Source organism: Marinobacterium sp. xm-a-152, from assembly GCF_013282965.1.
GTDB lineage: Bacteria > Pseudomonadota > Gammaproteobacteria > Pseudomonadales > Balneatricaceae > Marinobacterium_E.
Map to the genome: position 1 here is coordinate 173,701 of NZ_WBYI01000005.1, position 24,071 is coordinate 197,771.

Consider the following 24,071-nt stretch of genomic DNA (forward strand, 5'->3'; position numbering starts at 1 on the left):
TCAAATCAGCTTTTGGGCCTTATTCAAAGGGGTGATAAACTAGCGCCATTAACCGTTAATGAATTGCCACTTTGGTAGCCTAAATGACCGATCAAACAAACCTGAATATCGACCCACAAGAGATCTCTAAATTCGAAGAGCTTGCATCACGCTGGTGGGATAAAGAGAGTGAATTCAAACCCCTTCACGATATCAACCCACTGCGAGTTGGCTTCATTGATCGTCATGCTGATCTGGCCGGCAAAGAGGTATTAGATGTCGGCTGTGGCGGTGGCATTTTATCGGAAGCGATGGCGCACCGCGGCGCCTCAGTTAGCGGCATTGATATGGGTGAAGCGCCACTAAAAATCGCCAAACTGCACGGCCTAGAGTCTGGCGTTAAAGTCGATTACACCCGCACAACAGCGGAAGAGTTCGCTGAACAGAACCCAGAGCGCTTTGATGTCGTCACCTGCATGGAGATGCTAGAACACGTTCCAGACCCAGCTTCGGTCGTAAAAGCCTGTGCAGCCCTAACCAAACCAGGTGGACGCGTTTTTTTCTCGACTTTAAATCGCAACCCGAAAGCCTACCTGTTTGCCATTTTGGGTGCAGAGCGTCTGCTTAAACTGGTTCCCAACGGCACACACGACTTCAACAAGTTCATCCGCCCGGCTGAACTGGCCAACCACATGCGTGCTGCTGGACTGGAGGTGGATGACCTATGCGGTATGACCTACAACCCACTGACCAAAGTCTACGCACTGAATGCTAATGATGTCAGCGTGAACTATCTGGTTGCCGCGACCAAACCACTATGAGATCTGCACTCTTTGATCTAGACGGCACACTGCTGGATACAGCCCCGGACTTTTATCGCGTCATTTGTCAGCAGGCACAGAACCACGGCTTCGCGGAGCCCGATTTTCAGCTAATTAGGGACAATGCCTCGAACGGCGGAAAGCCGATGCTTAAGGCCGCTTTCCCAGAGCAGTTCATTGCCAATGAGACAGCACTTCACAATGAGTTTCTCTCTCTGTATAGAAGTAACCCCGTCGAGAGTGGCGGTCTGTTTCCCGGCTTTAACGAAGCGTTGAGCTGGCTTGAAGAGCAGCAGATTCCCTGGGGCATTGTGACGAACAAACCTAGAGATTTGACGGATATCGTGCTTGAGCAACTGCAACTCACTGATCGCTGCAGTGTCTGCATCTGCCCAGAGGACGTTAGTCAATCAAAACCCGATCCAGAAGGGATTATCAAAGCGCTTAAAACGATTGATGCAACAGCAGAGCACTCACTCTACTTTGGCGACCATATTCGCGACATTGTCGCTGGAAAAGCGGCAGGCACACCAACGGTAGCCTGCACCTTCGGTTACTTAGCGCAAGGCGAGGATTATAGGGAGTGGCAAGCAACTCATGCACTTCATCAGTCCGAGAACCTTCTCTCATTTCTTAGTGAACAATTTATTTAAAAGGTCTAAGCATGTTTACCTACGACGCTCCCGAGCAACTTCTTGAAGGACGCACCATTCTGGTAACCGGTGCCGGTGATGGAATTGGTAAAGCCTCAGCTATCGCCTACGCCAAAGCAGGCGCGACCGTCATATTAGCGGGCCGTACCGAAGAGAAGCTTGAAGCTGTCTACGATGAAATTGAAGCGCTAGGCTGTAAACAGCCTGCCATCGTGCCGATCGACTTCGACAAGGCAAGCGAACCCGACTACATTGAGCTGGCTAACTTACTGGATGAGACCTTTGGCAAGCTAGATGGCATCCTGCACAATGCCGGGATTCTTGGTCTAAGAACTTCGATTGAGAACTACGACCCGATCATCTGGGAACAGGTGATGCGCGTGAACGTCAATGCACCGTTCATCTTGACACAGACCCTAATGCCACTGCTTAGACAATCCGAAGACGCCTCAGTCATTTTTGTCACTTCGGGGGTTGCGACCAAGGGCCGTGCCTACTGGGGTGCCTACTGCGTCTCTAAATTCGCCACACTGGGACTGATGGAGACTTTAGCTGACGAGCTAGAGAATGACCCAAGCATCCGCATCAACGCCATCAATCCAGGCGGTACCGCCACTGCAATGCGTGCCTACGCATACCCTGCAGAGGACCCAAGCACCATTGCAACACCCGACGATATCCAACCTGCGTATCTATTCCTAATGGGACCTGATAGCAAAGGAGTCAACGGACAGAATATAGATGCACAAGGTGCAATGACCGCTGCGGATTTGAGCTAGAGAGCGAATACCCAGCCTAAAGGCTGGCCATTACCAACGTTGGAGCGGTCTTAAAAAGGCCGCGATCTTAGTAGAGATGACTGGCCTTCAGCCTGTCATCCGCAGTTAGAATTTAATGCCTATCTGGAAAACACCGATAAAGCAGATGACAGGCTGAAGGCCCGTCACTATCAGCTAGAGAGAGGGATCAGACCGAAGGACAGCCCCCTCAATTGTCACCCTCGCTTGCCCACCACACGAACCTTACGCTTGCGGCGGTCCTGTCGGGCTGAATCACGGTTGTGATCGGTGGTTTGACGTATTTTCTGGCGTTTGTATTCGCGCTCTTTACGATCAAGATCTTCGGGATTGATCGAAGGCACTTTGCGACGCTCTAGCAGCAGCTCATCCGTTAGAATGTCGACCTCTTTCTGACCAAGCTCTCGCCAAGTGCCTACCTTAACGTCACTGGGCAGGAATACCGGCCCGAAACGGACACGCTTTAGGCGGTTAACTTGCAGCTCTTGAGACTCCCAAAGACGACGAACTTCACGGTTACGACCCTCCATCACACAACAGTGGAACCATTTATTGGCACCTTCACCGTTGAAGTAACGAACGTCGGTAAACTTAGCCATGCCATCTTCAAGCAGAACACCGTCGGTTAAACGCTTGAGTACAGCATCACTGACATCACCTAGAACTCGAACCGCGTATTCGCGGTCAATGTTGCTCGATGGGTGCATCATCTTGTTAGCAATTTCACCATCGGTAGTAAAAACCAAAAGACCCGATGTATTGATATCGAGACGACCGATCGCAACCCAACGCTCAGATTTAAGCTTCGGCAGATTATCAAAGACAGTTGGCCTGCCTTCAGGATCATGGCGAGTGCAGACTTCACCAATGGGTTTATTGTAGATAAGAACTCGAGCCGTTTGGCTACCCGCACTGTTCAGTTCAATAGATTTGCCATCGACCTTAATCTGGTCTTCAGCAGAAACACGATCACCAAGAGTCGCCAATTTGCCGTTTACTTCGACTCGACCCTCTTCGATCCAACGCTCCATCTCACGACGTGAGCCTACACCGGAGCGCGCCAACACTTTTTGCAGTTTTTCATCAGACATGCGGACGCAACCTCAAAACATAGAAACAAAAAGACCCTTCCGAGGAAGGGCCTTCACTCATAGGGCGATTATATATCAATCTATGGTTGGCAGTTGATCTTTTGTGATACCACGAGAAGCCATGTACTCTGCGAATACAGTTGGAGTGCGACCGCGACCTGTCCAGGCATGGGTTTGACCACTTGCATCGGTAATCTGGTACTTAGCTTTCACCTCTTTACGAGATTTAGGCGCCGATTCAGTGATACCAGTTAGCTCATCGAGCGCAATACCCGCTTCACGCATCTTCTGGCGAATCGCTTCAATCGCCTCCAGCTTTGCACGGTTCTGCTCTAGTAAAGCAGCTTCCTCAGCGCGACGCTCTTCAAGAATATCCGTTAGATCGGCAATCACTTTTTCGATCTCATCTGCACCAACCGATTGGCACTGTTTACGAAGAGAGTTTTTGCGCAAAAGAGTTTTAATAAAATCGCTCATCAAAAATTCCTAATACTATTAATAGTTGGCAAAGGGGATGCACAGTTTTAATTTAACGCCAACATAATATATAAAAATAAATAGTTTTCTCAATATAAAAATTTAAATAAATAAAAATATTTAAAAAACCTAAACCAAACAATTAAATTAAACCACGAATAAATCCATTTAAATAAATTTACAAAGTTCTAATTTTTAATAGCGACAGCGAATAAAAAGATGATTAGAATCACCTAGAAAATAACCATTCAAAGAAGCCATGTTTAAGTTTAGAGAATCGCCAAAACCGCTCATCTGGAGCTACACACTTATACTCGCGTTAGGCCTCGAGGCTGGGGCTTTAGTTTTTCAATACCTACTCGACTACGGTCCCTGTGCTCTCTGCGTACAGATTCGTGCCACACTCTTTGGCGCCCTTCTCTTGGCAGTATCCGGGAAGATCTTCTCAGCGCGTTCTATACAGACGCTGCTCGCCTTTTTACTTGTTCCACTGATGGCTTTTCTGCTTTACCAGAGCTACCAAGTTTTAGGGATCGAGCGCTACTGGTTTGAGAGCAGCTGCACATTGAGCGACCCTTTCCCAAACTGGTTTCCCCTTCACCTTTGGCTTCCGGCAATATTTGAACCTTGGGAGCTATGTGGCTACACGCCAGAGATCATTAAAGGGATCACTATGGCAGAGGTGCTTATTGTCACGGCAGCGGTCTCTTTAGCCTTATCAATTTGGCATTTAATCAATCAGCTAAAGAGTCAATAAGTTTGGAAGAGATTCTATTTCTTGCCGCTGCAGGTATTTTAGGTGGCATCGTAAACTCTCTTGCTGGCGGTGGAAGTTTTATCACATTCCCCGCTCTGATTGCTGTTGGGGTTCCCCCTGTCATCGCCAATGCCAGCAACACCTTTGCTGCAACAGCTGGCTATCTTTCGGGCACCTATGCGCTTCGACAAGAGATAAAAGATTCACCTAAAAAACTTCTGATCTTCTCTTTTATCTCTGCGATCGGCGGAATAATAGGTGCCTACCTGTTAACACAAACCTCTAACAGCGAATTTGAAAAAGCCGTGCCTTGGCTACTACTCTTCGCGACTCTGCTGTTTATTTTTGGCGGACAGTTTAATAAGACATTACAAAAGTGGAGCCAAAAACATCGCCATATCGATAAAGCACAAAACGGGTTATTTACCCTGCTTTTTATTGGCGTATCAATCTACGGTGGATTCTTTAATGCAGGACTGGGGATATTACTGCTGAGTTACTGCAGCTTAGCAGGCTATCGCTCTGTTAATGAGATGAATGCACTTAAACTGCTCTACTCATCGACCATTTCAGGTTGTGCCATTGTGCTATTCCTAATCAATGATCTGATTAGCTGGAACGAAACATTGATACTGCTGGTTGGCACACTGATTGGGGGCTATGCAGCAGGCATCATCTCCAAGAGGATTCCAAACAGCTGGGTTAGACTGGCCATCATTTTTGCCAGCACAGCCATCACCCTCTGGTTCTTTACCAGCATTTACCTACTGGACTAATTGACGGGAGTAACCAGGCTTCCTGATTCGATATAGGCTTTTACATTATCGACAACCAACTGGGCCATTGCCGTTCGGGTTTCAAACGTGGCACTACCAACGTGTGGCAATAGCAACACATTAGGCAGATCCATTAGCGCCTCTGGCACCTCTGGCTCTCTCTCAAAGACATCCAACGCCGCACCACCCAACTCACCGGACAGCAGAAGATCAACCAGTGCCTTTTGATCCACCACCGCACCGCGGGCGATATTGATCAGCGAACTTTGTGGTCCCAAGGCCTGTAACACCTCTCGATCGATCATCTGATAGGTCTCTGGCGTACTTGGACAGAGCAGAAGCAAGTAGTCGGACCATTTTGCCAGCTCAACAATCGACGCTTCATAAGCGTAGTCGACATCCTCCCGTGGATGACGATTGTGATAGCGAATCTGCATTGAAAACGCCTCGGCTCTCTTAGCAGTCTCCAATCCAATGCGTCCTAATCCGACAATACCCAGGCGCTTACCGCTGACTTTTTGCCCCATCGGTGGTGTTGGGTTGCTAAGCCATTCACCGCGACGAACAAAGCGTTCAGCCTCGCCCATACAGCGCGCTTGTGAGATCAGCATCCCAATCGCCATATCCGCCACACACTCGTTAAGCACGTCGGGTGTGTTGGTCACATACACATTGCGCGAAGTCGCAAACTCGACATCCACTTTGTCATAGCCAACGCCCCAGTTAAAGATCACTTTAAGATTGGGCAGCTGCTCCATCAATGCGTTTGCACAGCCTTTGCCGGCACTGGTGACCACCAATTCAAAATCGGCACCCTGATCCGCTAAAAACTGATTCGCATCACCCTGCTTATTTAGCGGAACCAGTTCAACCACCTCCGCCAACATACCTTTTAGCTCAGCACTAATGCCGGCAACAAGAAGCGCCTTGGGTTTATCCATTAGATGACCTTTTGTAGTCAGACAACCAACCCAAACCCTCTAAAGTCGTTGTTTTAGGTCGATATTCGCAACCAATGAATCCTTGATACCCTTTTTGATCGAGCCAGTTAAAGAGGTAGGAGTAGTTGATTTCGCCGCTGGATGGTTCATTGCGATCGGGCACGGATGCGATCTGCATATGATCAATCAGAGGCCAGTATCGCTCTAAACGGGTAATAAGATCCCCGCACATAATCTGAGCATGGTAGAGGTCAAACTGCATTTTTAAATTTGTGCGATTGGCCAACTCAATCACCTCTGCAGCTTGCTCAGGTGTCGTTAAAAAGTAGCCTGGCATATCACGACTGTTAATCGGCTCAATTAACACATTGATACCTGATAAGTTCAGTTGATCGGCCGCCCAGGTTAAATTATTCAGATAGGTTTCAAATGCCTTTGGATCGGAAAAATCGGCTAGCCCGGACATGATGTGCAGACGTCGATTGCCCAACACCTCGGCATAAGAGGCCGCCTGTTCAATCGAGGCTTTAAACTCAGATTCGCGACCGACCAGCGCCGCTAGCCCACGTTCACCCGCACCCCAATCACCGGCAGAGGCATTGAACAGCGCTTGCTCCAAACCAGACTCATTTAAAAGGTCTTTAATCTGTTCCGCAGGATAGTCGTACGGGAAAAGATACTCGACCGAATCAAAACCGGCTTTTTTTGCCGCAACGAAACGCTCTAAAAAGGGAAGGTCTGAAAATAGAAACGATAGGTTAGCAGCAAAATTTAACATCTATACTTCACTCTTAAACAGTTGCTCGACCTTGTTAAGTACTCGACGACAGAGTTCTGTCGCATCCTGTTCACTGTTCATCTCGACATAACAGCGCAGCTCTGGAGCATTACCAGAGGGACGAAGATGGACAATCGTATCAGTATCAAAGTCGACACGATAACCATCGGTCTGATCGACTGATCGAATACCACCCAAAGACCAAGGCATTAGCGATTCAAACTGCAGCTGTCCCTCATTCAGACGCTGTAACATCGATTGGCTCCACTCGGTCGCTATCCCTGGAATGCGATCCGATGCGGTGTATCGCTCTGGCAGCTCGGCCGACAGTTGACTGGCCTTAAGCTGATTCTGTTTGGCGAGGTAGATGACCGCCAGCATTGGCAGAACAGCATCACGCGTCGCCAACGTTGAAAGCGTTGACCCATTCAGTCCAACATCGCTACCTAACAAAAATCCACCGTTCGCTTCAAAACCGGCAACAACACCCTCTGCAACCGACTCCATTCCTGCAATCACATAGGGTGAGCCTATTCGTGTACGCAGCGTTTGATCAAACCAACCGCTTAATTCCAGTGCCGTATTACTGCTGACGGGAGTCACAACCGCTTCTGCACCGACCGCCTTTGCTGTGAGGACACCCAGAATATCACCGCGGAAAAAGGTCCCTGTCTCATCGGCGATGAGAGGACGGTCCGCATCACCATCGGTAGAGACCAAAAGATCAAATCCAACCTCAGACGCCCAACGCTTAGCCTGTTCAATATCCTCTGTACGCACCGCTTCAGTATCGATAGGCACAAACTGTTCTGTCCTGCCAAGGGCAATCACCTCTGCCCCCATCGCCTCGAACAGTTCACTTAACAGATCACGAGCAACACTTGAGTGCTGATAGATAGCGACCTTCAAGCCAGAACAAAGATCTTGACCGAAACAGTCAACATAGCGTGATAGGTAAGCCGACTTAGCACCAGCATCAATCGCAGGCAGTTCTGGACACTCAATAATTTGAGGCAGCACTACCTCGGCCGATGAGATCGACTCTTCATGTGCCTTATTGATCTCACCCTCGACGCTGTAAAACTTGATTCCGTTCCGATCGAACGGGATATGGCTGCCAGTCACCACAATCGCAGGCGCATGCATCTTAGACGCGTAGTAGGCGACGGCTGGTGTTGCCAATGCACCGACATAAATCACCTCGACACCTAAGTCTCTCATGGCCGCCATGCAGGCTCGGGTAATTTGCGGGCTGGAGGGACGCAGGTCATGACCTATAACAACACGGGTCCCTTGACCTGCCGCTTGCCAAAACGCAGCAGCAAAGGCGTACGCGACCTCATTGGTTAGCTCACTGACCAAGCCTCGAACGCCACTGGTACCAAACTTAACGCCCGCTTCAGAAATTTTCATAATCAAATAGATCCTTTACTCATGGATGATTTGAGTGAAAGAATGCACAATTCATACCAACACTGACCCATATAAATATGAGTCCGATTGTCGCACAGATAAGCTTGCATCCATAGAGAGCAAAGGGAGGCTTTTGTTGTTTAGTCAGCCACTACTCGCTGCCGAGTTTCTAGGGACGGTTGTATTTGCTATCACCGGTGCCTTAGCCGCCACCGGTAAGCGCATCGACATCTTTGGCGTAATGGTATTAGCCGTCGTCACTGCGGTAGGTGGAGGGACTATTCGTGACCTAACCATCAACAACGGCCCCATCTTTTGGCTTGAAGAGACCTGGTATATATCAACGGCACTGATTGCGGGTCTCGTGACCTTTATCTTAGCGCGTTATCTTCGCTACCCGCGCCGACTGTTGCTGATATTCGATGCCGCCGGTATCTCACTTTTTGCAATCATCGGTGCGCAAAAGGCCCAGATGGCTGATCTATCGCCCCTACTGGTCGTCATGATGGCCTGTATCACAGCCGTTGCAGGCGGCCTTATCCGTGATGTGCTAACCAATGAAGACCCGATGATTCTTGGCGGTGGCGACGGCGAACTCTATGCCACCTGCACCATACTCGGTGCGATGGTATTTGTATTAGGTGAGGGTTACATCGATCCGATACTCCTCTCCTACTTGGCAATGTTAGTCATTTTTCTAACCCGACTGGCCGCCATATTTGGCAATTTGCGTCTGCCAAAATTTATTGATGCAGGCCATAGATTAGAGAGTCATGAAGAGGCCAGAAACCCCTCTAAGGATTCAGACCAGTGAGTGACACCCGGCTATTAAAACAGGGATTATTTGTTCGGTTCCTCACCAGCCAACTCACCTCCGGCATGGCGATTCAGATGATGCTGATCGGCTTGGGCTGGCAGGTCTACCTGATGACCGAAAGCGCTATGGCGCTCGGCTGGGTTGGTCTGGCGCGTTATGTACCTCAGATTCTGTTTACGCTGCACGCAGGCGACATGGCCGATCGATACGATCGTCATAAGGTGATGATTTGGAGTCGGGTGCTGCTGTTAATCACCATTGGTGCGCTCTCCTTAACCAGCTTCACTGAGACCATTACAGAAGGGATCATCTACATAGCCTGTTTCATGCTGGGCGTCTCTAGAACCTTCAGCATGCCTGCGGGGCAAGCGATGGTGCCGAATCTGGTGCCGCGCCAGCTTCTGACCCAAGCGATGACACTGACCGCTTCAGCTCGTGAGACCATTACAATTATTGGTCCGGCTTTAGGTGGCGTCATCTATATTTTTGGAGCCGGCACACTCTATGCCACTAGCATGCTGTTCGTCTTAATATCGATTGTGACGCTGTTTGGCATGAAAGATACAGCCATCAAACGGGACCGAAGCGAGCAGCGTCGCAAAGAGTTGTTTGAGGGCTTTGTCCACGTCTGGCGCAACAAACCGGTATGGGGATCGTTAATGCTCGATACGTTGGCGGTCCTAATCGGCAGTGTCACCGCTCTTCTGCCGATGATTGCGCATGACATATTACAGACCGATTCGGTCGGTTTAGGACTGTTAAGAAGCGCACCTGCGGCGGGTGCTGTTGCGATGTCGTTCTTGCTTGCAAAATACCCGATCCAACGACACTCGGGGCGTTGGCTCTATGCAGCCGTTTGGGTCTTTGGCTTAGGTACTCTGGTCTTCGGTTTCTCTGAAGTGATGTGGGTATCGCTGACCGCTCTGTTTGTTCTTGGCGCCGCCGATATGATCAGTGTTGTGATTCGCTCAACACTGGTTCAGGTTGAAACACCCGATGAGATGCGCGGACGGGTCAGCGCGGTTAACTCACTCTTTATTGCAACCTCCAATCAACTGGGTGAATTTGAATCAGGTGCACTTGCCGCCTGGATTGGTGCGGTCCCCTCCATTCTATTTGGTGGCTTTGGCACCCTCGCCCTGGTAGCACTTTGGATTCCGCTCTACCCCACTCTTTGGAACCGAGATCATCTCGTCACACCCGAATCCGAAACTGAAAAATAGAAGCAGTGACAAATAAATAGGGGCCTAACAAGGCCCCTTTAATAGTGACTGCGATCTTATCGATCCAACAGTTCAATCCAGTGATTAACCGGTACCGGCGAAGCTGTCTCAATGTGTAACTGACACCCAATGTTCGCGGTAGCGATCTGTGTCGGGTTATCCCCTGTCAGTGCCTCAACCTTATTGGCTAGCAGCTTTTGACTGATCTTCGGCTGAAGAATCGAGTAGGTGCCCGCGGAACCACAACAGAGATGCTTATCCTTGGTCTTGGCCAGATCAAAGCCCACTTTCTCGAGTACTTTTTCTACGGAGCCGCTCTGTTTCATAGCGTGCTGCAAGGTACAAGGACAGTGGAACGCGATCTTTTCACCATCAGTATTGGGAGCAAGTGATGACAGATCTTCAGCCAGCAGCACCTCACTGATATCTTTTGTCAGCTCACTCACACGCTTGGCCTTCTCCGCGTAGTATGGGTCATCTCTTAATAGATGCCCGTACTCCTGAACCATGGCACCGCAACCAGACGCGGTCATCACAATGGCTTCACAGCCCCCTTCAATCGCTGGCCACCAGGCGTCAATGTTCTTGCGCATCTCATTAAGACCCGCTTCGTGTGCCGACAGGTGGTAATTCACCGCTCCACAGCATCCAGCTTGTGGTGCTTCAACCAGAGTGATTCCTAGCTTATCCAGTACCCGAGCCGTTGCCGCATTGGTATTGGGTGCAGCACTGGGTTGAGCACAACCGGCAAGAGCCATCATAACTCGAGCATGACGTTTGGCTGGCCAAGGAGAGGCTTTACGTTTAGGCGGGACCTTCTTACCCAGAGCGCCAGGTAGAATCGGTTTAAACACCTGACCTACTTTTAGCAGCGGACCAAAGCGGTTAGCGTGAGGCAGAACCTGTTTCAATCCCCAGCGAACCACTTTTTCCGTAACAGGGCGATCCAATTTCTTCTCAACAATGCCACGACCTATATCAACTAGACGTCCATATTGAACGCCCGATGGACAGGTCGTCTCACATGAACGACAGGTCAGACAGCGATCTAGGTGTGTCCGAGTTTTTTCGGTCACCTCATCGGTCTCCAACAGCTGTTTGATCAGATAGATTCGACCACGCGGACCGTCTCGCTCATCATTCAACTCTTGGTAGGTTGGGCAAGTCGCTGTACAGAAACCACAGTGAACGCAGCTACGCAGAATCTCTTCCGCCTCTTGTCCTTCAGGCGTCGCTAGGAAGGTTTGAACTATATTCGTTTTCATTACACTGACTCCTACAACCAACCAAACGCACGGCCGGGATTGAACACCCCCTGCGGATCGACAGACGCTTTAATGCGTTGTTGCAGAGCCTGAATTGATGGATTAACCGGATGAAGTACCTCGTCAGTACGATCACCTCCGCGGTAGAGTGAAACCTGTCCACCAGCACTCTCTGCTAGCTCCACCATACGATCGAAACTGTGATCACCGGCATACCAGCGCTCAGCGCCACCCCAGTTGATTAATGAATCCCCTTCGATGGGTAGGACATCCGCACTGCCCTTAACGGAGAAGCGCCAGACTTTTTCCGCATTGAATAGGGTTGGTTTCTGATCTTGCAGATCCGCCCAAAGAGCCAAGGCAACCTCTGGAGCCAGTTCATCACCACCCCAAATTTTTGCAGTCGCATCAACTGCTGAGGCTGCACCTGCCAGACGAACAAACAATTCTCCGTTGTGCCAATAAGCCGCTGTAATCGGCTTTGGCTGACCTGACATGGAGTTCATGCGCTGTATCGCTTCGGCTTGATCCATTGAAAACTTCAACGTGCGGGTAGTCGCTGGTTTAGGCAGTACTTTTAGAGAGATCTCGGTCATTAGGCCTAATCCACCCATCGCACCCGCTTGCAGACGCGAAAGATCGTAACCGGCGACATTCTTCATCACCTGACCACCAAACCGAAGTTGTTCTGCTTCGCCATTGATCAACCTGACGCCTAGTACATGATCACGAATGGATCCGTACCAAGGGCGTCCCGGACCAGAAACGTTTGTTGCTAAAGTACCACCTAGGGTTGCTTTGCCACCGAAACGTGGCGGCTCACAAGCCAGCATCTGATTGTGTTCAGATAGGGCTGACTCAATCTCTGCAAGCGTGGTACCGGCACGTGCGGTCATAACGAGCTCAACCGGTTGGTAGCTAACAATGCCCGTGTGACCACTGACATCGATCTTACGATCCGTCTCGATCTGACGTCCCACAAAGGCTTTACTGCCACCCGCTGAAATAGCCAGCGTCTCTTTAGCTTCAACCGCATCACGGACTTGGCTAATCAATTCATTGGTTAAATCAGACACGGAACTCTCCTGCATCAGTATTGCTATTGGCGCTAACCTGAGCATTGGGCGTTAGATCAAGATCCAACGAACGGTACTCCTGACAACTTCTCAAGGTCGGTATACCTTTACCGGGATTAAGAAGCTCTTTGGCATCAAAGGCACGCTTCACTTTGTGGAACTGCTCGATCTCTGAATCACTGAACTGAGCCGGCATTTGACGGAGTTTTTCATAGCCTACACCGTGCTCGCCCGTGATACAGCCGCCCACCTCAACACAGAGTTCAAGAATCTTGCCACCGAACTCTTCGGTGCGCTCCAGCTCACCTGGTACGTTCGCATCAAAGAGAATCAGTGGGTGCAAGTTGCCATCGCCGGCATGGAAAACGTTGGCCACACGCAGACCGTAGTGCTCTGACATCTTCTGCATCTCGAGCAGCACATGCGTTAGCTGACCACGCGGAATGGTACCGTCCATGCAGTAGTAGTCTGGTGAAATACGTCCAACGGCTGGGAAGGCGGATTTTCGCCCAGCCCATAGACGCGCTCGCTCCTCTTCACTTTGAGATGTGCGAACCGAGGTGGCTCCCAGTTCACGAAACAGCGTTTCAACCGCTTCGATATGCTCAGCCACCTCTTCATCGGTGCCATCGACCTCACACAACAACAATGCTTGAGCATCGACTGGGTAGCCCGCTTTGGCAAAATCTTCAGCCGCTTTAATGGCAAAGCCATCCATCATCTCAAGACCGCCAGGGATGATACCCTTAGCAATGATCTCACCGACGGCATCACCCGCTTTGGGTACCGAGTCGAATCCTGCAACCACTACCTGAGCACGCTCAGGTTTTGGCAGCAGCTTCACTCGCACTTCGGTGACCACACCCAATAGCCCTTCTGAACCGGTGAACAACGCCATCAGATCCATACCACAGCTATCAAGACCTTCTGAGCCGATGGTTAGCAGCTCACCTTCCATCGTCAGGAACTGAACACTTAACAGGTTATGCACGGTCAAACCGTATTTAAGGCAGTGGACACCCCCTGAGTTTTCAGCCACGTTACCACCAATGGTGCAGGCTATTTGCGAGGAAGGGTCTGGGCCATAATAGAGGTTGTAGTCACCTGCCGCCTCACTAATCGCTAGGTTGCGAACACCCGGTTGAACGCGAGCCGCTCTAGCGTCAGTATCGATCTCGAGGATCTTATTGAACTTCGCCATCGATAAGACCACGCCATCACCATGAGGCATAGCACCGGCACACAAACCGGTACCTGCACCACGAGCTACCACAGGGATGTTCTCTTCGTGACAAATTTTAAGAACCTTCTGTGCCTGCTCTACCGTTGATGGCAAAACAACGATCAACGCCTCTTCGCAATAGGCTGAAAGGCCGTCACACTCATAAGGCTTTAACGTTTCGCTGTCACTGATGACGTAGTGCGAATCAATGAACTCATTAAATCGCTGAGCAATGCGTTGACGCTTAGCAACACGATCCGGGCTAGCCACTGCACTCTGCATACTGATCTCCGACCCCACTCTGGGTACTTTTTATTGTTGAGTCTGCTGTTGCCAGTACTCTATACCAGCTTGAGCACACTCCATATCCTGCATTGGTGTACCAGAACTCAATCCGATGCCACCAACTACTTGTCCATTTGACTCCACGGGATAACCGCCGCCCACAACACACAGACGTCCACCCATCGAGGTGTGAATACCAAACACCAACGAGCCGGGTGTACATGCAGCGTTGTACTCGTGCGTCGCTTTGCGAGCAGCCGCTGCGGTGTAGGCTTTGTCTTGAGCGATGGTTACACTGGTGGTTTTACCGCCATCCATACGTTCAAAAGCGATCAAATTCCCTGACTCATCTGTTATCGCGATACACATAGGTACACCAATCTCATTAGCTCGGTTTCGAGCCCCTTCGATTAACAGACGAGCATCTTCAATATCTAAGCGTTTCAGTTCGAGCATAAGTTCAACCTCTTAAATTGGAGTAGTAGACAGACCAATAGAGCGATGCTGTCACAAAAACTTACGCAGCTGTCTACTGGTATGACCACTTGAAATCAAACCACTGATTTGATGGTCACTCACTCGATGAAACGTTTATGCATTCAAACCCAGATGGGGCTTGCGTTTCAATTGATGGCGTGGAAAACTGGTCTGACCAATCCATACCGAGATGCGAAATAGATGAGCCAATCTGCAAGCAGCGCTGTTAATGAAGTCACTCAATATCTGCAAAAATTGATTGCTGATGGTGAGTTAGGACCGGAGAGCAAGATCCCGTCTGAACGATCCCTCTCTGCACGTCTAGGTGTGTCGCGTACCATTGTTCGAGAGGCACTGCATATACTCTCGGGTAAAGGGATCATTGAAACGCACCACGGTAGAGGATCATTTGTCTCCTGCGCGGTCACCAGTTCAGAAAACAAGTCCGCTCTGATCAATCTTTTTGGTCAGGATCCCAAGGCTGTACTGGAAATTCTTGAGGTCCGTGAACAGCTGGAGGGGCAAGCTTGCTTTCTAGCCGCACAACGAGCGACCGCTCGCGATCAGTATCGCATTCGTGAGGCGTTCAAGAAGATGGAGTCGGTAGCCCCCGATTGGGATGCTAACTTGGACCATGAGTTTCATAGACGCGTGATCGAGGCATCCCACAACTCGGTATTGATACACACCTTGTCAAGTTTGAAGGATCTGACGCTGATTAGCATTCAAGAGGCTGTTAGAAACTTCAACCAGAAAGGGGGCTTTAAGCAGGTGGTCGATAAACACCACAGCGAAATCTACCAGGCAGTAACCACAGGACAATCGGCCTGGGCTCGATCGGCTGCGATGGACCACGTTCGACATGTGCGAGAGGCCTTAAAAGTGCTGTTTGATGTCGAAATGAAGCGGCTAAACGATTTTCAAAACTCCACCTCTGGCAAGTAACGCCCAATATGCGCCTAATATTCATCTCTCTTCTGGCTCTATTCATGAGCCTGATGCTTGTAGCGTCTGGCAATGCCTATTTGATGTCGCTGATTGGCGTTCGTTTGGGTATGGCGAATACACCGCCAACCGAGATTGGTTGGATCATGACCTTCTACTCTATCGGGTTTGTGATTGGCTCAATCTTTGCTCAACGGCTGCTGATCAGAGTGGGACACATTCGGGCATTCTCGACACTGGCCAGTCTTGCCGCGATGGCCGCTCTGCTCTACCCCTTCGCTGAGGATTTTTGGGTTTGGAGTCTACTCAGGATTATCGGCGGGTTCAGCGTTGCTGGTCTATTCATTGCGATAGAGAGTTGGTTTAGCGCCGTGGCTAGCGACAACAACCGCGCTACCCTATTCTCTCTGTACACCATTGCAGCCTATTCAGCGGCAGCATCAGGGCAGGTCATTCTCGGCCACTCCTCTGGCCTGCAAATATCCACAGCCTTCATCATTGCGGGGCTTCTACTGATCGCAGCCGTCATCCCTCTCTCTGCGTCACGCCTTCAATCACCGCCCCTAGAGACTGCAGAGTTCATGTCACTGCAGCGACTCTGGCGTAAATCGGCGCTGGGGCTTTTTTCAGCATTTTGTGGCGGGCTGTTGATCGGTTCGTTCTACGCACTGGTTCCGCTCTATGCCACATTGAGCGACATTGCAACGGATCAAATTTCTACCTTGATGTCGATATCGGTTATGAGCGCGATGCTGTTCGCTTGGCCCATCGGTTGGCTGTGTGACCGAATCACACGAAGCAAAGTGTTAACGGCAACCGCCCTCGTCGCAGCTCTAGCAGCTCTGGGAGCATCACTGTTTGGTTCTGATCAGTTTGTGCTGCTGATTCTTTCGACCTCACTGTTCATGGCGATGATTGCGGCGATCTACTCAATAGCGGTAGCGATTACCAACGACTTGATTCGCAGTGAGGAGCGTGTTGCCGCCTCCTCGACACTGATGCTGAGCTATGGCCTTGGCAGTATTGCAGGGCCACTGTTAGGCTCAATGCTACTGGGCTCTTTTGCACCCGGTTCGTTGTTCTTGGGATTCGTGGTTATTCTGCTGATGCTGGTCGTGTTTACACTATTCAGACAGGTACAAAAACCACCCGTACCGATCGAAGAGCAAGAGCAGTTTATCCCTGCGATGCCAGAAACACAGGTCATTGCAGAGTTTGACCCTCGTACCGAGGATCTACCCGACACTGCGATTGAAGAGCTATTCCCAGACGAAGTGGTTGAGGCGGTACAAGGGGTTAATGAAACGGATCAACCCGTTAACTCTATTGTTGAGAGTGAGTCGCTGACCGAGGAAACTCTAGAGCCATTAGAGGGCTTGGCGGAGCAGAAGTCTGAGCACAGTTTCGATATCCATGAAGAGGCTATTCAAGCACAGGCAGAGGAAACCTCTTCACAGAAACGCTAGTCTAGGTAGCTAAACCCACCCTGACGATAAAAATCATGCAGGTCGGTCATCGATTCAAAGGCATGATTCGCAATCGACAATTCAGATCTTGGTGGGAAACTCTCTGGCACAACGGCCACCGACATCGAAGCCGCCTTACCTGCTATGGTTCCATTAACAGAGTCTTCGATGATGAGCACTTGCCAGGGATCAGCTCCGACCAGTTTAGCAGCTTGTAGGAACACCTCGGGGTGAGGTTTAGAGAGACCGATCTCTGAGCCTGAGGCATAGGCAGTGATCGGTAAGTTATGAGTCTTAATCACCGCTTCAATTAACCGAATCGCCGAACTTGAGGCAATCGCCATTGGAACTGCATCGGCTTGAAGCTGATCAATAAATGCCTTTACCCCTCTCATCAACGGCAGTGTCACCAACCGCTTTTCCATCTCCGAAATAACTTGGTCAACCATCTCTTCAACCACTAGGCCTTTCTCAGGGTAGAGACGGTTCATCTTGGTCATGAAATCGAAGGTCGTTGCGCCGGCGTGTTTTTTGAGCTCTTCGATCTCCATATGGATACCAAACTTAGCCAACACCTCCTGTTCCACAAGCTTCCACTGCGGTTCGGAATCGACCAACACGCCATCCATATCGAAAAGAACAAACATAAACACCTCAAATTTTTTCTTGATTATAACTATCAATTAGTCGACTTGGTCATGTATTTGTAGCGATAACCCTATATATTGTCGGAATACCAAAATTAATTGTGCATAAGGAGATATGCAGATGACACGTGAAGTAGTTGTTCTAAGCGCAATGCGTTCACCAATCGGTGCTTTTGGTGGCAGCCTAAGTTCTATGGAGCCAGCAGAGCTAGCGGGCACCGTTATGAAAGAGGCGGTTGCACGTTCAAAAGCGGATCCCGAGAAGATCCACTACGTGACTGTGGGTAACTGTATTCCTACAGAATCACGCTACCCCTACGTTGCACGTGTTGCCTCTATCCAGGCAGGTCTACCTATGAACTCAGTTGCGATGGCTGTTAACCGCCTATGTGCTTCAGGCCTTCAAGCGGTGGTATCCAGTGCTCAACAGATCGAGCTAGGTCAATGCGACTATGCTGTTGGCGGTGGTGTCGAGGTGATGTCACGCGGTACTTATATGGCACCTGCTATGCGTACCGGTGCTCGCATGGGTGATACTGGCATGATTGACGCGATGGTCTCTGTTCTGACCGATCCATTTGGCGCTGGTCACATGGGGATCACGGCTGAAAACTTGGCTGAAAAATGGAACATCTCTCGTGAAGAGCAAGATGCGTTCGCGGCAGAGTCACAACGTCGTGCTGAAGTAGCGATTAATGAAGGTCGATTCAAAGATCAGATCGTTCCAATCACACTGAAGTCTCGTAAAGGCGAAACTGTGTTTGATACGGACGAACACCCTAAACCAGGTACGACCGCAGAAAAACTGAGCGGCATGCGTCCCGCATTTAAGAAAGACGGTACTGTTACGGCAGGTAATGCCTCAGGCATCAATGACGGTGCAGCCTTCCTTGTGCTTGCAGATGCTGAAACCGCTAAAGCGAACGGTGAAACACCCATCGCTAAAATCGTCTCTTACGCGGTTGCCGGTGTACCTAACCACATCATGGGTGAAGGCCCTATCCCATCATCAAAAGCCGCACTAGAGAGTGCCGGCCTAACCATTGATGATATGGATGTGATCGAATCTAACGAAGCCTTTGCCGCTCAAGCGATTGCAGTCTCTAAAGGTCTAGGTCTTCCTGCAGACAAAACCAATCCGAACGGTGGCGCTATTGCATTGGGTCACCCTGTTGGCTGTTCAGGTGCTTTCATCGCGACTAAGGCGATTCACGAGCTGCAACGTACTGGCGGCAAATACGCGCTAGTAACCATGTGTATTGGTGGTGGTCAGGGTATCGCCGTCATCTTCGAACGAATCTAATCGTTGGAACATAAAAAAAACCGGCACTAGCCGGTTTTTTTTCGAGCAATTTTCAAACAGGCGATCACTGCCTCTGAGTAATTAAATCCAAGTGTCTGCCGCTAGCGTAATGAGTATACCTATAACAAAATCACTCTATTTAATGAGGTAATAACATGGTTCAAATTACGCGACGCGGAGATTTTTTACATACCTATGGAGATGTTCCTGCTGCAGGGAGTGACTGTCCAGATTTTACACTCACAGCAGCCGACCTCTCTGAGTTCTCTCTATCTGATCTTGCAGGCAAAACGGTTGTTTTGAACATCTTCCCTAGCATCGATACTCCAACCTGTGCCACCTCAGTCCGCACGTTCAACGAGCAGTTGGCGAGTCATGATGGCGTCGAGGTGATTAATGTCTCGGCAGACCTACCCTTTGCACAAGCACGCTTCTGTGGTGCTGAAGGGTTAGAGCGCGTTAGCAATGCTTCAACCTTCCGTAATCCAGAGTTTGGAAAAAGCTTTGGCGTCGAAATCATCGATTCAGGTATGCGTGGGCTTCTGGCTAGAGCCATTGTGGTGATTCGTGATGGCAAAGTATTGCATTCAGAACTGGTTCCAGAGATTGCGCAACAGCCTAACTACGATGCCGCTCTAAACGCTGCAACAGCCTAACCTCAATAAAGGTGCCAGAGTCCATTCTGGCACCGAATCGTTTTTCTTTTTTCGAATACCTAATTCCCCTTTTCGAGTTCACTCGTCCGCACTAACTTGTTAATCTCTGTACAAATTGACTCATTTTTAAGGATTTTTCATGAGCAAACTTGAGATGCTACGCAATAACCCAATCGGTTTGGGTTGTATGAACATGTCACACGCCTACAACACCCCGGTATCAGATGACGAGGCGATCAAAGGGTTTCGTGAAGCCTTTGAGATGGGCTACCGCCATTTTGATACAGCAACCTTATACGGTGGCGGCAAAAATGAGAAAGTTGTTGGCGAAGCGCTCAAGTCGGTCCGCGATGAGATCTTTTTGGCATCAAAATGTGTTCTCTACATCGACCCTGAAAAAGGTAAAGCACTGGACGGCCGCCCTGAAACCATCAAAGCACAGTGTGAAGCCAGCTTAAAACGCCTTCAAACAGATCAAATCGACCTCTACTACCTGCACCGTCGTGACTTTGACGTTCCAATTGAAGAGAGTGCAGGCGCCATGGCTGACCTTATAAAAGAGGGTAAAATTGCGAGCTACGGTCTTTCAGAAATGTCAGCTGACACCTTGCGAGCCGCCCATAAAGAGTGCCCCGTTGCCGCTATCCAAACTGAGTATTCACTTTGGACTCGCAACCCAGAGATCGCGGTTCTCGACGCCTGCCGTGAACTGGACGTTACCTTCGTCGCCTTCAGTCCACTGGCACGTGGCTTTTTAAGTCTCACAATCGACAACTTGGACGAACTGGCTGAAAAAGACATTCGCCGTGCCATGCCACGCTTCTACCCAGAGAACTTTGAACAGAACAGAGCGCTACTGAGTGACTATGTTGCCATTGCTGAGCGTGCTGGCTGTACCCCAGCGCAATTAGCGCTGGCCTGGATCCGTGCAAAGGATCCCTCGATTGTTTCGATTCCAGGCACTCGCTTTGTCGAGCACATGCGTGACAACCTAGGCGCAGCCGATGTCACACTGAGTAGCGACATTGTTAATGAGTTAGAACAACTCATTAACCGCGATACCGTGGCCGGTGAGCGCTATAGTACCGGTCAACAAACTGAGATCGACACCGAAGAGTTTGCTTAATCATGCGTAGCATTACCTCGATAGAGGGGAATACACAGAAGCTGGATGGCGGTTCAATGTTTGGTAATGCGCCTCGCGCGTTATGGCAACGCTGGATAGAGCCTGATGAGCTTAACCGTATTCCCTTAGCCTGCCGCGCCATGCTGGTTCAGGAGAGCAGCCCAAAACGTAACATCTTGGTTGAGACTGGCGTTGGCGCATTCTTCAGCCCCGAGATGAAAGATCGCTATGGTATTCAAGAGCAAGAGCACTGCCTGATCAACAATCTTCAGGCAGCAGGTGTCTCCCACGAAGAGATCGACATTGTTCTATTGACCCACCTCCATTTTGACCACGCAGGCGGGTTACTGTCTGAGTGGCAAGAGGGTGAAGATCCTTACCTGCTCTTCCCAAATGCGAAATACTTAGTTGGTGAAGTCCAGTGGCAGCGCGCAAACGACCCTCATGCTCGTGATCGAGCCTCTTACATTCCTATGTTGATCAAACTGCTGGAGGAGTCCGGTCGATTAGAGATTATTCCAGAGGGACAACAGTCAGCAACACTGGGAGATGGTTGGACACTGCATGAGAGCTCAGGGCATACACCTGGGCAGATACTGCCTGAAGTCGAGATGCCGGAGGGACCGGTCGTTTACCCTGGAGATCTTATTCCCGGCAGCGCCTGGGTTCATCTCCCCATCACAATGGGATATGACCGTTTCCCAGAGCAGTTGATTGATGAGAAGCGACAACTGCTTGAAGGGCTTGAAAGTCGAGGTGGACGATTACTGTTCGTTCACGACCCGTTTGTAGCGATAGGCCGTGTGACCAAGGATGCTAAAGGCAAGTACTCGGTTGAACAGACCAGTAAACAGGTTAGCGCTCTCAGTAACTGAGGGCCTAACTATTTAGAAGCTCGCCATTGATGCAATTTCTGATAGCTCTGTATCAGTCGTTGATGGCGCTCCAATCCAGTCAGTTCCATACCGACTGGCTCGAGACCATAGAAACGAATCGTTCCATTCACCGAGCCAACCACAGCCTCAATCCGCTCTTTACCAAACATGCGGGTAAAGTTGTTGAGATAGTGCTCAAGGGCCATATCTGAATCTAACTCCACCTCAATGACAGCATCCATTGCACGATAGAACAGCGCGCGATCTAGGGTGTTATCGTTGTACTGCAAGAAGGCCTCAACCAACTCTTTAGCCTGAGGTAACTGACCCAGTGCTAGGTGAATCAGCAGTTTTAGTTCAAGAATGGTGAGCTGCCCCCAGACGCTGTTCTCATCAAACTCAATGCCGATCAACGTGCGGATATCAGTGTAGTTATCCAGCTCGCTCTCTTCTAGACGAACCAGCAACTCCTCTAGGTCTTCATCACACAACTCGTGCAGACAGAGGATCGCCTCGCGAAACTCCAGTGATTTATTGGTGTTATCCCAAATCAGATCTTCAACGGGATAGACCTCAGAGTAATCTGGGACCAGAATTCGAACCGCCGGTACACCCAGGTCATCATAGTTCGCTTGATAGGACTCTTTACCCATCGACTCCAGAATACCAAACAGGGTATCAGCCTCCTCTCTGTTGGTACCTGAGAAATCCCAATCCACAAATTCGTAATCAAACGCGTCACTGAAGAAGCGCCAGCTCACAACACCACTGGAGTCGATGAAGTGCTCAACAAAGTTATTCGGTTCAGTCAGCTCGTGTGAGTTAAAGGTCGGTGGTGGCAGGTCGTTTAACCCTTCAAAGCTGCGGCCCTGCAGCAATTCAGTCAGGCTTCTTTCAATAGCGACATGCAGACTGGGGTGGGCACCGAACGAGGCAAACACACCGCCCGTTTTAGGGTTCATCAGAGTGACACAGGCGACTGGGAACTGGCCGCCCAATGAGGCATCCTTAACCAAAACAGGAAAGCCCTGCTCTTCTAGCGCCTTGATACCCTCCACAATACCCGGCCAGCGTTCAAGCACCTGTGAAGGCACATCGGGAAGCGCAATCTCCTGCTCAAGAATCTGACGTTTAACCGCACGTTCAAAGATCTCAGAAAGACACTGAACCTGAGCCTCTTCAAGGGTATTGCCGGCACTCATACCGTTACTCAAAAAGAGGTTTTCAATCAGGTTCGATGGGAAGTAGATCGTTTCACCATCCGATCGACGCTGGAATGGTAGAGCGCAGATCCCCCTATCCTCATTACCAGAGTTGGTATCGATTAAGTTAGAGCCACTTAAATCCTGATCAGGATCGTAGATCTCAAGAGTGTACTCATCCAATAACCCCTCTGGGATATCATCCTCTTCTGTCAGTTCAAACCAGCGTTCATCTGGGCGGTGGACAAACTCTGCTTCAGCCAACTCTTGGCCAAAATACTGATCGTTGTAGAAAAAGTTACAGGAGAGACGCTCTAAAAACTCACCCAATGCAGAGGCCAGTGCCGCCTCTTTTGTGGCCCCTTTACCGTTGGTAAAACACATAGGAGAGGCCGCATCACGAATGTGCAGTGACCAGACATTGGGGACAATGTTGCGCCAGGAGGCTACCTCTATTTTCATACCCAGATCAGCAAGAATCTGTGTCATCTTTGCGATGGTCTGTTCAAGTGGCGCGTCTTTTCCTTCAATGAAGGTTTCACTGTCGGTAGCAATCGCTAGTAGAGCTTGGGCATCCTCATCAAGACTGTCGACGACCTCTATCTGAAACTCAGGCCCCTCTTGCACGACTTTTTTCACGGTACAACGCTCAATGGAGCGAAGGATACCGGTGCGATCTTTATCACTGAGATCTTCTGGCAACTCAACACTGATTTTGAAGATCTGTTTGTAGCGGTTCTCAGGATCGACAATGTTGTTCTGAGCAAGACGGATATTATCGGTAGAGATGCCTCGCGCTTCGCAGTAGACCTTTACGAAATAGGCAGCACACAGCGCTGATGAAGCCAAAAAGTAGTCAAATGGACCGGGGGCTGAGCCATCGCCTTTGTAGCGAACCGGCTGATCGGCGATCACGGTGAAGTCGTCAAACTTCGCCTCTAGGCGTAAGTTATCGAGGTAGTTAACTTTAATTTCCATGATCGACCAATCCTTGTCGTTGAGT

At 49.9% G+C, this 24,071-nt stretch carries 24 protein-coding genes; 13 read left to right on the forward strand and 11 right to left on the reverse strand.

The features are described 5' to 3' along the window. Positions 1-83 precede the first annotated feature (83 nt). The 3 genes from ubiG to XMA152_RS06485 are packed head-to-tail and all read left to right on the forward strand — an operon-like array spanning position 84 to position 2,232. On the forward strand, positions 84-800 hold the full coding sequence (gene ubiG, locus XMA152_RS06475) for a bifunctional 2-polyprenyl-6-hydroxyphenol methylase/3-demethylubiquinol 3-O-methyltransferase UbiG (RefSeq protein ID WP_173481319.1): 717 nt from the start codon (positions 84-86) through the stop codon (positions 798-800). Then, complete coding sequence (locus tag XMA152_RS06480) at positions 797-1,453, forward strand: HAD family hydrolase (protein ID WP_173483083.1); 657 nt, start codon at positions 797-799, stop codon at positions 1,451-1,453. Before ubiG ends, XMA152_RS06480 begins: the two co-directional genes overlap by 4 nt. Before the next feature lie 11 nt (positions 1,454-1,464). After that, positions 1,465-2,232 (forward strand): YciK family oxidoreductase, encoded by a 768-nt coding sequence (locus tag XMA152_RS06485; RefSeq protein WP_173481321.1) that lies wholly within the window; start codon positions 1,465-1,467, stop codon positions 2,230-2,232. A 215-nt stretch (positions 2,233-2,447) separates the two neighbouring features. Here the strand turns inward: XMA152_RS06485 and rluB are convergent, their stop codons facing one another. Further along, on the reverse strand, positions 2,448-3,341 hold the full coding sequence (rluB, locus tag XMA152_RS06490; protein ID WP_173481322.1) for a 23S rRNA pseudouridine(2605) synthase RluB: 894 nt from the start codon (positions 3,339-3,341) through the stop codon (positions 2,448-2,450). 75 nt (positions 3,342-3,416) lie between these two features. After that, on the reverse strand, positions 3,417-3,818 hold the full coding sequence (locus XMA152_RS06495; RefSeq protein WP_173483084.1) for an H-NS family nucleoid-associated regulatory protein: 402 nt from the start codon (positions 3,816-3,818) through the stop codon (positions 3,417-3,419). Positions 3,819-4,077: 259 nt separating this feature from the next. On the opposite strand from XMA152_RS06495, the gene XMA152_RS06500 reads away from it, so the two are divergent. Together XMA152_RS06500 and XMA152_RS06505 are read left to right on the forward strand one after the other, a co-directional pair. Further along, entirely contained in the window at positions 4,078-4,575 is a 498-nt protein-coding gene (locus tag XMA152_RS06500) for a disulfide bond formation protein B (RefSeq protein WP_173481324.1), read from the forward strand. 2 nt (positions 4,576-4,577) lie between these two features. Then, complete coding sequence (locus tag XMA152_RS06505) at positions 4,578-5,351, forward strand: sulfite exporter TauE/SafE family protein (protein WP_217362073.1); 774 nt, start codon at positions 4,578-4,580, stop codon at positions 5,349-5,351. On the opposite strand, the gene XMA152_RS06510 is transcribed toward XMA152_RS06505, so the two are convergent. The 3 genes from XMA152_RS06510 to XMA152_RS06520 are packed head-to-tail and all read right to left on the reverse strand — an operon-like array spanning position 5,348 to position 8,483. Next, positions 5,348-6,292, reverse strand: a complete 945-nt coding sequence (locus XMA152_RS06510; RefSeq protein ID WP_173483085.1) for a 2-hydroxyacid dehydrogenase — start codon at positions 6,290-6,292, stop codon at positions 5,348-5,350. The genes XMA152_RS06505 and XMA152_RS06510 overlap by 4 nt on opposite strands. Then, positions 6,285-7,070, reverse strand: a complete 786-nt coding sequence (gene otnI, locus XMA152_RS06515; RefSeq protein WP_173481326.1) for a 2-oxo-tetronate isomerase — start codon at positions 7,068-7,070, stop codon at positions 6,285-6,287. The genes XMA152_RS06510 and otnI overlap by 8 nt, the downstream gene beginning before the upstream one ends. Next, positions 7,071-8,483 carry a phosphomannomutase gene (locus XMA152_RS06520; protein ID WP_173481327.1) on the reverse strand — a complete coding sequence of 471 codons (1,413 nt, stop codon included), beginning with the start codon at positions 8,481-8,483 and terminating at the stop codon, positions 7,071-7,073. A 34-nt stretch (positions 8,484-8,517) separates the two neighbouring features. Here XMA152_RS06520 and XMA152_RS06525 point away from each other — a divergent pair, with 34 nt between their 5' ends. Next, positions 8,518-9,297, forward strand: coding sequence for a trimeric intracellular cation channel family protein (locus tag XMA152_RS06525; protein ID WP_371740564.1), 780 nt, complete (start codon positions 8,518-8,520; stop codon positions 9,295-9,297). Further along, on the forward strand, positions 9,294-10,523 hold the full coding sequence (locus XMA152_RS06530; protein ID WP_173483086.1) for an MFS transporter: 1,230 nt from the start codon (positions 9,294-9,296) through the stop codon (positions 10,521-10,523). Before XMA152_RS06525 ends, XMA152_RS06530 begins: the two co-directional genes overlap by 4 nt. A gap of 56 nt (positions 10,524-10,579) precedes the next feature. Here the strand turns inward: XMA152_RS06530 and glcF are convergent, their stop codons facing one another. Genes glcF through XMA152_RS06550 form a run of 4 tightly spaced genes read right to left on the reverse strand, consistent with a single transcriptional unit; the run spans position 10,580 to position 14,827 of the window. Further along, positions 10,580-11,788, reverse strand: coding sequence for a glycolate oxidase subunit GlcF (gene glcF, locus XMA152_RS06535; protein WP_173483087.1), 1,209 nt, complete (start codon positions 11,786-11,788; stop codon positions 10,580-10,582). A gap of 11 nt (positions 11,789-11,799) precedes the next feature. Next, on the reverse strand, positions 11,800-12,864 hold the full coding sequence (glcE, locus tag XMA152_RS06540) for a glycolate oxidase subunit GlcE (protein WP_173483088.1): 1,065 nt from the start codon (positions 12,862-12,864) through the stop codon (positions 11,800-11,802). Further along, positions 12,857-14,368: an FAD-linked oxidase C-terminal domain-containing protein gene (locus XMA152_RS06545; RefSeq protein ID WP_173481331.1), complete on the reverse strand. Its 1,512-nt coding sequence runs from the start codon at positions 14,366-14,368 to the stop codon at positions 12,857-12,859. Before XMA152_RS06545 ends, glcE begins: the two co-directional genes overlap by 8 nt. A 30-nt stretch (positions 14,369-14,398) precedes the next feature. Next, positions 14,399-14,827 carry a heme-binding protein gene (locus XMA152_RS06550; RefSeq protein WP_173481332.1) on the reverse strand — a complete coding sequence of 143 codons (429 nt, stop codon included), beginning with the start codon at positions 14,825-14,827 and terminating at the stop codon, positions 14,399-14,401. 222 nt (positions 14,828-15,049) lie between these two features. Here XMA152_RS06550 and XMA152_RS06555 point away from each other — a divergent pair, with 222 nt between their 5' ends. Continuing rightward, a complete protein-coding gene (locus XMA152_RS06555; protein ID WP_173481333.1) occupies positions 15,050-15,793 on the forward strand; it encodes a FadR/GntR family transcriptional regulator in 744 nt (247 codons plus the stop codon). Positions 15,794-15,801: 8 nt separating this feature from the next. Next, on the forward strand, positions 15,802-17,259 hold the full coding sequence (locus XMA152_RS06560; protein ID WP_173483089.1) for an MFS transporter: 1,458 nt from the start codon (positions 15,802-15,804) through the stop codon (positions 17,257-17,259). Here XMA152_RS06560 and XMA152_RS06565 read toward each other — a convergent pair. After that, on the reverse strand, positions 17,256-17,906 hold the full coding sequence (locus XMA152_RS06565) for an HAD family phosphatase (protein ID WP_173483090.1): 651 nt from the start codon (positions 17,904-17,906) through the stop codon (positions 17,256-17,258). The two genes, XMA152_RS06560 and XMA152_RS06565, sit on opposite strands and share 4 nt — an antisense overlap. Before the next feature lie 121 nt (positions 17,907-18,027). Between XMA152_RS06565 and XMA152_RS06570 the strand changes: the two genes are divergently transcribed. The 4 genes from XMA152_RS06570 to XMA152_RS06585 all read left to right on the forward strand — a co-directional run bounded on the left by XMA152_RS06570 (position 18,028) and on the right by XMA152_RS06585 (position 21,866). Beyond that, entirely contained in the window at positions 18,028-19,209 is a 1,182-nt protein-coding gene (locus XMA152_RS06570; protein WP_173481336.1) for an acetyl-CoA C-acyltransferase family protein, read from the forward strand. A gap of 155 nt (positions 19,210-19,364) precedes the next feature. After that, positions 19,365-19,865, forward strand: coding sequence for a thiol peroxidase (gene tpx, locus XMA152_RS06575; RefSeq protein ID WP_173483091.1), 501 nt, complete (start codon positions 19,365-19,367; stop codon positions 19,863-19,865). 139 nt (positions 19,866-20,004) lie between these two features. After that, positions 20,005-20,991, forward strand: a complete 987-nt coding sequence (locus XMA152_RS06580; protein WP_173483092.1) for an aldo/keto reductase — start codon at positions 20,005-20,007, stop codon at positions 20,989-20,991. 2 nt (positions 20,992-20,993) lie between these two features. After that, a complete protein-coding gene (locus XMA152_RS06585) occupies positions 20,994-21,866 on the forward strand; it encodes an MBL fold metallo-hydrolase (protein WP_173483093.1) in 873 nt (290 codons plus the stop codon). 8 nt (positions 21,867-21,874) lie between these two features. Here XMA152_RS06585 and XMA152_RS06590 read toward each other — a convergent pair whose 3' ends face one another. Continuing rightward, on the reverse strand, positions 21,875-24,046 hold the full coding sequence (locus tag XMA152_RS06590; protein WP_173483094.1) for an OsmC domain/YcaO domain-containing protein: 2,172 nt from the start codon (positions 24,044-24,046) through the stop codon (positions 21,875-21,877). Between the last annotated feature and the right edge of the window lie 25 nt (positions 24,047-24,071).